Genomic DNA, 9,176 nt, shown 5'->3' with positions numbered 1-9,176 from the left:
GCGCGAAGCCGCGCGGCGATGCTAGCCGCAAATCCATGTCCGTAGATACCGCAACCGTGAAGAAGATCGCGAGCCTCGCCCGCATCGCGATCACCGAGGAGGACGCGACGCGCCTCGCCCCCGAACTGGGGAACATCCTGGGCTGGATCGAGCAACTGGGCGAGGTCGATACCCAAGGCGTCGAACCGATGACCGCGGTGATCCCGAACCAGCTTCGCCTGCGCGACGACGTCGTCAATGACGGCGGCATCCGCGACCTCCTCATGCAGAACGCACCGCAGGCCGAACATGGCTTCTTCACGGTGCCCAAGGTGATCGAATAATGACCGACCTGACCACGCTCGGCATCGCCGCCATCCGCGACGGCGTGCGCGACGGCCAGTTCAAGGCGCGCGAAGTCGCAGAGGCCTTCAACGCCAAGGTTGCGGGCGCCCGTGCGCTCAACGCCTTTCTGGTGGAAACCCCCGAGCACGCGCTCGCCGCCGCCGATGCGGCCGACGCGGCACGCGCGGCGGGCGAAACCCTCAAGCCGCTGGCGGGTGTGCCGATTGGCATGAAGGACCTGTTCGCGACCAAGGGCGTCGCGACCACCGCGGCCAGCAAGATCCTGGAAGGCTTCGTGCCGCCGTACGAGTCGACGGTTTCGCAGAATCTGTGGAACGCCGGTGCGGGCATGCTGGGCAAGCTGAACCTCGACCAGTTCGCCATGGGCTCCTCCAACGAAACCAGCGCGTTCGGCAATGTCATCTCGCCCTGGCGTCGCCCGAACGACACCGCAGCCCTCGCCCCCGGCGGCTCGTCCGGCGGGTCGTCGACGGCGGTGTCCGCTGGCCTTGCGCCGGGTGCGACCGGCACCGACACCGGCGGTTCGATCCGTCAGCCCGCTGCCTTCACCGGAATTTCGGGCATCAAGCCGACCTATGGCCGCTGCTCGCGCTGGGGCACGATCGCCTTCGCCTCCTCGCTCGACCAGGCGGGGCCGATGGCGCGCGACGTGCGCGACTGCGCGATCATGCTGGAGGCGATGGCGGGCTTCGACGCCAAGGACGCGACCTCGCTGAAGCTCGACGTGCCGAACTGGGAAGCCGCGCTGTCGGCGGACCTGCAGGGCAAGAAGGTCGGCGTTCCGAAGGAATACCGCGTCGACGGCATGCCCGCCGAAATCGAGGCGCTGTGGCAGCAGGGCATCGACTGGCTGCGTGATGCAGGTGCCGAGATCGTCGAGGTGTCGCTGCCGCACACCAAATACGCGCTGCCTGCCTATTACATCATCGCGCCCGCCGAGGCGTCGTCCAACCTCGCCCGCTATGACGGCGTGCGCTATGGCTTGCGCGAGCTGCCGGAAGGGGCGGGGCTTCAGGACATGTACGCCGCGACCCGCGCCGCCGGGTTCGGCGACGAGGTGAAGCGCCGCATCCTGATCGGTACCTATGTCCTGTCGGCGGGCTTCTACGATGCCTATTACACCCAGGCGCAGAAGGTCCGCACGCTGATCGCCCGCGATTTCGAGCGGGCGTTCGAGAGTTGCGACGTGCTGCTCACCCCGACCGCGCCCTCGGCGGCGTTCGCGCTGGGCGAGAAGCAGGCCGATCCGCTGGCCATGTACCTCAACGACGTGTTCACGGTGCCCGCCTCGCTGGCGGGGCTGCCCGCCATGTCGGTGCCGGGCGGACTGGACAAGGACGGGCTGCCGCTCGGCCTCCAGATCATCGGCAAGCCGCTGGACGAGCAGGGCGTACTGAATGCGGGCCTGGCCATCGAACACCGCGCCGGGTTCACCGCCCGTCCGCAGGCCTGGTGGTAAGCGACCGAGCCTTCAACGCCCGCAACATCGCCGTGTTGCGGGAGGCCCAGGGCGCCCTGAACGTCGCGTTCGGGGCGATCCTCAGCGCCTATGTCGGTGTGTCGTTGACCGATATCGACAATCACCCCTTCGACCACCACACGCTGGCGCGGTTCTTCCTGGGGGTGGCGTGCTTCATCCTGTGCCTGTGCGTGGGCAACAGCGTGATCCTGCGCGGGGAATTCCGGCTGGGCATCGCGTTTCTGATGCTGGGCGCGGGCGCGGCTTATATCGGGTTGATGGAGGCGCGGCATCTCGGTTTTGAAACCGCGATCCTGCGCATCCTGTCGACCTGCTGGATCGTCGCGCTGCTGGGCAGCAACGCCGTTCTGACGGCGATCAACTATCTTCATCATCGAGATCGAACATGAGCGAATATCGCATCCAGGGCGCGACGGGGGAATGGGAGGTCGTGATCGGCCTGGAAGTCCACGCCCAGGTCACCTCCAACGCCAAGCTCTTCTCGGGTGCGGCGACCGCATTCGGCGCGGAGCCCAACACGCAGGTCTCGCTGGTCGACGCCGCGATGCCCGGCATGCTGCCCGTCCCCAACATGGAGTGCATCCGCCAGGCGGTGCGCACCGGCATGGCGATCGACGCGCAGATCAACAAGTGGTCGCGCTTCGACCGGAAGAACTACTTCTACGCCGATCTGCCGCAGGGCTATCAGATCAGCCAGCTCTACCACCCGCTGGTGGGCGAGGGCGCGATCGAGATCAGCCTGGACGAGAAGAACCCCGACGGCCCGACCAAGTCGATCGGCGTCGAGCGCATCCATGTCGAGCAGGATGCGGGCAAGCTGATGCACGACCAGCATCCGACCCGTTCCTATGTCGACCTCAACCGCTCGGGCGTCGCGCTGATGGAGATCGTCAGCCGCCCGGACATGCGCTCGCCCGCCGAGGCCGGGGCTTACCTGCGCAAGCTCCGCGCCATCCTGCGTTACGTGGGTAGCTGCGACGGCAACATGGAAGAAGGCTCGATGCGCGCCGACGTCAACGTGTCGGTCCGCAAGCCCGGCGATGAGTTCGGCACGCGCACCGAGACGAAGAACGTCAACTCGGTCCGCTTCGTCATGGCCGCGATCGAATATGAGGCCAAGCGCCAGGTCGCGGTGCTGGAGGATGGCGGCAAGATCGTCCAGGAAACCCGCCTCTTCAACGTCGAGAGCGGCACGACGCGCTCGATGCGGTCGAAGGAGGATGCGCATGATTACCGCTACTTCCCCGATCCCGACCTGCTGCCGCTGGAGCTGACCGACGCCTTTGTCGAGGAATGCCGCGCCAGCCTGCCCGAACTGCCCGATGCCAAGCGTCGCCGCTATGAAGCCCTGGGCCTGACCGCCTATAATGCGGGCGTGTTGACCGCCGAGGTCGAGACGGCACGCTGGTTCGACGCACTGCTGGGCGCGCTGGAAGGCACCAGCGCCAAGCCCGCGCAGGCGGCCAACTGGGTCGCGGCCGAGCTGTTCGGTGCGCTCAACCGGCTGGGCAAGGACATCACCGAGAGCCCGGTCAGCCCTGCCCAGGCGGCCGAACTGCTGGCGCTGGTCGCCGATGGCACGCTGTCGGGCAGCCTGTCCAAGCAGGTGTTCGAGATCATGCTGGAAACCGGCGATGGCCCGTCCAGGATCGTAGAGGAACGCGGCCTCAAGCAGACCAGCGATACCGGCGCGATCGAGGCGGTGATCGCCGAGGTTCTGGAAAAGAACCCGAACCAGCTCGGCCAGTATCGTGGTGGCAAGGAAGCCCTTTTCGGTTTCTTCGTCGGCCAGACGATGAAGGCGATGGGCGGCAAGGCCAATCCGGCGGTCGTCAACGACCTGCTCAAGAAGGCGCTGGCCGGCAACTGATAATATCCTTCACGCTCCGCTACTTCTGGCGGGGCGTGAAGTATTGGCTCAAATTCCCCTGTCGAACCGTCGCCGGACGGCATAGACATGGCTCCGTCGAACATGGTGTTCGCCGGGGGTATTGGTATGAAATGGGGAATGCTGGCAGCCGCGTTGCTTTGCGTGGCGGCGCCCGCTGCGGCTGAAGTGTTGAACAATCAAATGGTTGTCACGCTGATCCGGGCGGGGCTGGGCGAAGAAGCGGTTATCGCGAAGATCAAGGCGTCACCGAATCGCTTTGATCTGGGCACCGATCAACTGATTGCGCTCAAGACGCAGGGTGTCCCGTCCGCAGTGATTGCTGCGATGCTGTCTGCGTCGCAGGAAGGCGGTGTGTCGGCCAAGGCGGCGTTGTCGGCGGACTCGCCCGACTGGCGCGTTCCGCATCCGTCGGGCATCTATCTGCTCGCGGACTGGGCGGCCGAGCCCAAGATGCTGCGGCTCGACCCCACAACTGCGAACCAGACCAAGACGGGCGGGATGCTCGGCTATGCGTTGACCGCGGGAATCGCGCCGATCAAGATGAAGTCGGTCATTCCCAATGACCATTCGCGCATCCGCTCGACCAAGGCGAAGCCCGAATTCTATTTCTTCTTCGATGAGGCCAATGCCAGCCTTTCGGGCGGCGCGAACAATGGTTCCTGGCTGACCGGACCGAACTCCACGATCACATCGCCCAATGAATTCAGCCTGGTTCGCTTTGATGTGAAAAAGGATCGCCGCGAGGCGCGGGTGGGCAGCTTCAACATCGCCGGGGCGAAATCGGGGGTGATGGACAAGGATCGCATCGCCTTCACCTATGACCGCGTCGCGCCGGGCGTGTTCCGCGTGACCCCCGACGCGCCTTTGGAAGCCGGGGAATACGGATTCCTCTATTCGGTCAGCGCGGGCAGCGGGCCGGGGATGTTCAGCAACACCATGACCACCAAGGTCTTCGACTTCTCGGTCGGAGCCTGAAAGCCGACACCCGGCGCGGAATGCCTCCGCGCCGGGGCGACGCCATTTGCCTATTGTGCGTCCAGATCCTGGTTGCGGACCACGCCGCCAGTGCCGCCGACACCGTCATGTTCGCCGTTGCTGGTGAAGGTCACCGGCTCCTCGCCGCCTTCGCCGCGCTTGACCGCGTCGGAGCGGGCCTCGACCGCCTGTTCGATATCGCTGCGCTCATCCTCGCGCGGCGGGCTGTCGGGATGGTTTTCGGGGTTGGTCGCCATGGGGCCTCCTCAAATCTGCAAGGGCTGCTGCGTGCCCGGATCGCCGGGGCCGACGCCGGGGGCGGGCTGGTCGATGTCCGGGCCGGGCGGCACGATCTCGGGCGGCGGCGCATCGGGCTGCGCCGGTTGCGTCGGCTGCGGGCTTTCGGGCGGCGGCTGGGTCGCCATTCTCGCTCTCCTGTCGGGGGTGGGGAGGGCATAAACGCACGGGCTACGCCGATGTTGCCTGTTGTCCCTTGCCCAAGCCGCCCATGGTGATATAGACGCGCGCCCATCGGCGGTGTCCTCGTGCGGGCGTGGCGGAACTGGTAGACGCGCTGGATTTAGGTTCCAGTATCGTAAGATGTGGGGGTTCGAGTCCCTTCGCCCGCACCAGTCCCCGGTCTAGAGCGGGGCGACAGCCACACGGAATTTCTCCAGATTGAAGGCCTTTAGATGCAGACTGTCGAGACGCTGAACGAGGGGCTGAAGCGCGCCTATACGCTCACCATCACTGCCCAGGACATCGAGAGCAAGGTCGATGCCGAGCTGAAGCGGATCGCTCCGCAGATGAAGATGCCCGGATTCCGCCCCGGCAAGGTGCCCGCGAATCTGGTCCGCAAGATGCACGGCCCGGCGCTCCTTCAGGACGCGCTGAACACCGCGCTGCAGGAAGGCGTGCAGTCGCTGATCGCCGAGCAGGGCCTGCGCCCCGCGATGCAGCCGCAGGTCGAACTGGCCGAGGGCTATGAGCAGGGTCAGGACGCCAAGCTGACCGTCACGCTCGAAGTGCTGCCGCAGGTGCCGACGCCCGCGATCGACGCGCTGAAGCTCGACCGTCTGACCGTGCCGGTCGCCGATGAGGCGGTGGACGAACAGCTCCAGAAGTTCGCCGACCAGCAGAAGCGCTGGGACGATGCCGGCGACAAGGCGGCCGAGCAGGGCGATCAGGTCACCGTCGATTTCGTCGGCAAGACCGCGGACGGCGTCGCCTTCGAGGGCGGCTCGGGCGAGGACATGGCGGTCGAGATCGGCGGAGGCCGTCTGATCCCCGGTTTCGAGGACCAGCTGGTCGGCGTGAAGGCCGGTGAAGAGAAGCAGATCTCGGTCACCTTCCCCGAGGACTATCCCGCCAAGGACCTGGCCGGTCAGCCCGCGACCTTCGACCTGACGATCAAGTCGGTGAAGACCGCCGGCGAAGCCAAGATCGACGACGAGATGGCCAAGAATCTGGGCCTCGAGAGCCTGGAGCAGCTGCGCGGCCTGCTGAAGGGGCAGATCGAGCAGGAGCATAACGGCCTGACCCGCACCTATATGAAGCGCAAGCTGCTCGACCAGCTCGCCGATGGTCACGACTTCGAAGTGCCGCCGTCGATGGTCGAGGCCGAGTTCTCGCAGATCTGGGCGCAGCTCGAACATGAAGCGACCCATGAGGAAGATCCCGAGGCCGCCAAGGCCGAGATGGAGAAGGAGCGCGACGATTATAAGAAGATCGCCGAGCGCCGCGTCCGTCTGGGTCTGCTCCTCTCGGAGATCGGTCAGGCGAACGGCGTCGAAGTGACCGCGCAGGAAATGAACCGCCTGATCGCGCAGGCCGCGCAGCAGTACGGCCCGGAAGATCGCCAGCGCTTCATCCAGTATGTCCAGCAGGAGCCGATGGCCGCCGCCCAGCTTCGCGCCCCGCTCTATGAGGACAAGGTCGTCGACTTCCTGTTCGGCAAGGCCGAGATCACCGACCGCGAAACCACGCGCGAGGAGCTGGAAGCCGCGATCGAGAGCGAGGACGGTTTCGCGACCGGCACGCACGTCCACGATCACGACCATGATCATGACCATGGCGCCAAGAAGTCGAAGGCGAAGGCCAAGAAGGCCGATGTGACCGAGGAAGCGGCTGCCCAGGACGCACCCGCCGAGGAAGCCCCGAAGAAGGCCACCCGCGCCAAGAAGGCGGCGGCCCCGGCCGAAGGTGAAGCCGAAGTGACCGAGGAAGCTCCGGCCAAGAAGCCGCGTGCCAAGAAGGCCGCCGCTCCGGCCGAAGGCGAGGCGGAAGCGGCCGAGGACGCCCCGGCCAAGAAGCCGCGCGCCAAGAAGGCGGCGCCGACCGAATAAGGACGGCATCGGACTTCGGTTCGTGACGAACAGGGAAGGGCGGTCGCGAAAGCGGTCGCCCTTCCTGCGTGAAGGCCTTCTCCCCTGCACGCGGAGGGGGGAGCCAGCGAAGCTGGTGGAGGGGCGTGACGTTCGTGCGTGTGGGGCTCCAGCCACGCGGATTCCCCTCCGCCAGGCCTTTGGCCTGCGACCTCCCCTTGCAGGGGAGGAATTCTGAACGGGCTGTCCCGCCCGGCCATGTTGGCGCATAGGGGCTTTGGGTTGTGACGGGGGGCCGGATCGCCCGCCCTTTGACGAGGATATGGTGTGAACGAACCCCGGATCGCGGTGCTGCTGCCCTGCTATAACGAAGAAGCGGCGATCGCGCAGACGATCGCGGGGTTTCGCGCGGCGCTGCCCTTGGCCACCGTCTATGTCTATGACAATAACAGCAGCGATCGCACCGTCGAGGTCGCGCGCGCGGCGGGCGCGGTCGTGCGGTCCGAGCGGATCCAGGGCAAGGGCGCGGTCGTGCGCCGCATGTTCGCCGATATCGATGCGGATATCTATGTGATGGCCGATGGCGATGCGACCTATGACGCGGCCTCTGCACCGGACTTGGTGCGCCGCGTCGTCGAGGAACAGCTCGACATGGTCGTCGGCCAGCGGATCAGCGAGGCGGAACTCGCCTATCGTCGCGGCCACCGCTTCGGCAATGCGATGCTGACGGGCATGCTTGCCCGGCTGTTCGGGCGGAGTTTCACCGATATCCTGTCGGGCTACCGCGTCTTTTCGCGCCGCTTCGTCAAGAGCTTCCCCGTCCTGTCGGTGGGGTTCGAGATCGAAACCGAGATCAGCGTCCATGCGCTGGAGCTGAAGATGCCCTGCGCGGAGATCGCGACCCCCTATTATGCGCGGCCCGAGGGGTCGGCGTCGAAGCTATCGACCTATTCGGACGGCTGGCGCATCCTGCGCACCATCCTGAAGCTCTATCGTATCGAACGCCCGATGTGGTTCTTCGGGGCGATCGCGGCGCTGTTCGCGGGCGTGGCGGTGCTGCTCGCGGTGCCGTTGATCCTGACCTATCTGCACACCCACCAGGTGCCGCGCTTCCCGACCGCGATCCTGTCGACGGGGCTGATGCTGCTCGCCGGGCTCAATCTTTTCACCGGGCTGATCCTCGATACCGTGGTGCGCGGGCGGCAGGAGGTCCGACGGCTCGCCTATCTGGCGCTGCCCGCGCCGGGGAATGGCCGCTAGTTCGATTTTCCTCCCTGAAAGGAACAATCGCCGCATCGCGACAGGGTCGGGATGCCGCCGGGGCTTGAATATGCGCGGGCATCACGCGACATAGGGGCTCTTCTGGGCATAAGAGAGAATTCCATGCACAATCCGTTCGAGACCGGCGATTTCGCGAGCCCGCTGGCGCAGGCTGGCGTCGGGCTTCGGCAGACGCAGGCCGGTCTGGTTCCGATCGTCATCGAGCAGTCGAACCGCGGCGAACGGTCGTTCGATATCTTCAGCCGCCTGCTCCGCGAGCGCATCATCTTCGTCACCGGCGGTGTCGAAGACGGCATGGCCTCGCTGATCTGCGCGCAGCTGCTGTTCCTTGAGTCGGAAAATCCGAAGAAGGATATCTACATGTACATCAACTCGCCGGGCGGTGTCGTCACGGCGGGCATGGCGATCCATGACACGATGCAGTATATCCGTCCGCGCGTCGGCACGCTGTGCATCGGCCAGGCCGCCTCGATGGGCAGCTTCCTGCTGGCCGCCGGTGAACCGGGCATGCGCTTTGCGACGACGAACAGCCGCATCATGATCCACCAGCCTTCGGGCGGGGCGCAGGGCATGGCGGCCGATATCGAGATCCAGGCGCGCGAAATCCTGCGCATGCGGCATTTCCTGAACTCGCTCTATGCGAAGTACACGGGCAAGCCGCTTGAGGAGATCGAGCGCGCGATGGACCGCGACAAGTTCATGAGCGCGGAGGAAGCCAAGGAGTTCGGCCTGATCGATCAGGTGTTCGACAAGCGTCCGGTTCCGGCCGAAGACGCATCGGCCGCCGCATAAGGCGGGTCGTTCAGCATGAACGGTTTATTTCGATTGTGACTTTATCGGGGTGCGGTACGATGCGCACCCCGGCAACGGTAGCGCACCA

At 65.7% G+C, this 9,176-nt stretch carries 10 protein-coding genes and 1 tRNA gene; 9 read left to right on the top strand and 2 right to left on the bottom strand.

The window, feature by feature from the left end:
- Positions 1 to 35 precede the first annotated feature (35 nt).
- The 5 genes from gatC (at position 36) to ABDV78_RS03065 (ending at position 4,691) form a co-directional block, all read left to right on the top strand.
- Positions 36 to 323, top strand: a complete 288-nt coding sequence (gatC, locus tag ABDV78_RS03085) for an Asp-tRNA(Asn)/Glu-tRNA(Gln) amidotransferase subunit GatC (RefSeq protein WP_037568622.1) — start codon at positions 36 to 38, stop codon at positions 321 to 323.
- Positions 323 to 1,804 (top strand): Asp-tRNA(Asn)/Glu-tRNA(Gln) amidotransferase subunit GatA, encoded by a 1,482-nt coding sequence (gene gatA, locus ABDV78_RS03080; RefSeq protein WP_343525717.1) that lies wholly within the window; start codon positions 323 to 325, stop codon positions 1,802 to 1,804. The genes gatC and gatA overlap by 1 nt, the downstream gene beginning before the upstream one ends.
- Positions 1,798 to 2,214, top strand: coding sequence for a hypothetical protein (locus tag ABDV78_RS03075; RefSeq protein WP_343525716.1), 417 nt, complete (start codon positions 1,798 to 1,800; stop codon positions 2,212 to 2,214). Before gatA ends, ABDV78_RS03075 begins: the two co-directional genes overlap by 7 nt.
- A complete protein-coding gene (gene gatB, locus ABDV78_RS03070; RefSeq protein WP_343525715.1) occupies positions 2,211 to 3,695 on the top strand; it encodes an Asp-tRNA(Asn)/Glu-tRNA(Gln) amidotransferase subunit GatB in 1,485 nt (494 codons plus the stop codon). Before ABDV78_RS03075 ends, gatB begins: the two co-directional genes overlap by 4 nt.
- A 201-nt stretch (positions 3,696 to 3,896) precedes the next feature.
- On the top strand, positions 3,897 to 4,691 hold the full coding sequence (locus ABDV78_RS03065; RefSeq protein ID WP_343525714.1) for a hypothetical protein: 795 nt from the start codon (positions 3,897 to 3,899) through the stop codon (positions 4,689 to 4,691).
- 50 nt (positions 4,692 to 4,741) lie between these two features.
- Here ABDV78_RS03065 and ABDV78_RS03060 read toward each other — a convergent pair whose 3' ends face one another.
- Complete coding sequence (locus ABDV78_RS03060; protein WP_343525713.1) at positions 4,742 to 4,948, bottom strand: hypothetical protein; 207 nt, start codon at positions 4,946 to 4,948, stop codon at positions 4,742 to 4,744.
- A 9-nt stretch (positions 4,949 to 4,957) separates the two neighbouring features.
- The gene (locus ABDV78_RS03055; protein WP_007405040.1) at positions 4,958 to 5,116 is read right to left on the bottom strand and encodes a hypothetical protein; all 159 of its coding nucleotides are present in this window, start codon (positions 5,114 to 5,116) and stop codon (positions 4,958 to 4,960) included.
- A 122-nt stretch (positions 5,117 to 5,238) separates the two neighbouring features.
- On the opposite strand from ABDV78_RS03055, the gene ABDV78_RS03050 reads away from it, so the two are divergent.
- The 4 genes from ABDV78_RS03050 (at position 5,239) to clpP (ending at position 9,088) form a co-directional block, all read left to right on the top strand.
- Positions 5,239 to 5,323, top strand: a tRNA-Leu gene (locus ABDV78_RS03050).
- A 60-nt stretch (positions 5,324 to 5,383) separates the two neighbouring features.
- Complete coding sequence (gene tig / locus ABDV78_RS03045; RefSeq protein ID WP_343525712.1) at positions 5,384 to 7,036, top strand: trigger factor; 1,653 nt, start codon at positions 5,384 to 5,386, stop codon at positions 7,034 to 7,036.
- A gap of 306 nt (positions 7,037 to 7,342) precedes the next feature.
- Positions 7,343 to 8,275: a glycosyltransferase family 2 protein gene (locus tag ABDV78_RS03040; protein ID WP_343525711.1), complete on the top strand. Its 933-nt coding sequence runs from the start codon at positions 7,343 to 7,345 to the stop codon at positions 8,273 to 8,275.
- A 123-nt stretch (positions 8,276 to 8,398) separates the two neighbouring features.
- Entirely contained in the window at positions 8,399 to 9,088 is a 690-nt protein-coding gene (clpP, locus tag ABDV78_RS03035; protein WP_343525710.1) for an ATP-dependent Clp endopeptidase proteolytic subunit ClpP, read from the top strand.
- Positions 9,089 to 9,176 lie beyond the last annotated feature (88 nt).

The sequence above is a fragment of the Sphingomonas sp. genome (assembly GCF_039594485.1).
Taxonomy (GTDB): Bacteria; Pseudomonadota; Alphaproteobacteria; order Sphingomonadales; family Sphingomonadaceae; genus Sphingomonas.
The sequence above is the reverse complement of the archived record's forward strand: the minus strand, read 5'-3'. Positions and strand labels throughout refer to the sequence as shown.

Excerpts from the sequence above, each read along its gene's own strand:
- gatC (WP_037568622.1), top strand. The coding sequence starts at position 36 with ATGTCCGTAGATACCGCAACCGTGAAGAAGATCGCGAGCCTCGCCCGC.
- gatA (WP_343525717.1), top strand. The coding sequence starts at position 323 with ATGACCGACCTGACCACGCTCGGCATCGCCGCCATCCGCGACGGCGTG.
- gatB (WP_343525715.1), top strand. The coding sequence starts at position 2,211 with ATGAGCGAATATCGCATCCAGGGCGCGACGGGGGAATGGGAGGTCGTG.
- ABDV78_RS03065 (WP_343525714.1), top strand. The coding sequence starts at position 3,897 with ATGGTTGTCACGCTGATCCGGGCGGGGCTGGGCGAAGAAGCGGTTATC.
- ABDV78_RS03060 (WP_343525713.1), bottom strand. The coding sequence starts at position 4,948 with ATGGCGACCAACCCCGAAAACCATCCCGACAGCCCGCCGCGCGAGGAT.
- ABDV78_RS03055 (WP_007405040.1), bottom strand. The coding sequence starts at position 5,116 with ATGGCGACCCAGCCGCCGCCCGAAAGCCCGCAGCCGACGCAACCGGCG.
- tig (WP_343525712.1), top strand. The coding sequence starts at position 5,384 with ATGCAGACTGTCGAGACGCTGAACGAGGGGCTGAAGCGCGCCTATACG.
- clpP (WP_343525710.1), top strand. The coding sequence starts at position 8,399 with ATGCACAATCCGTTCGAGACCGGCGATTTCGCGAGCCCGCTGGCGCAG.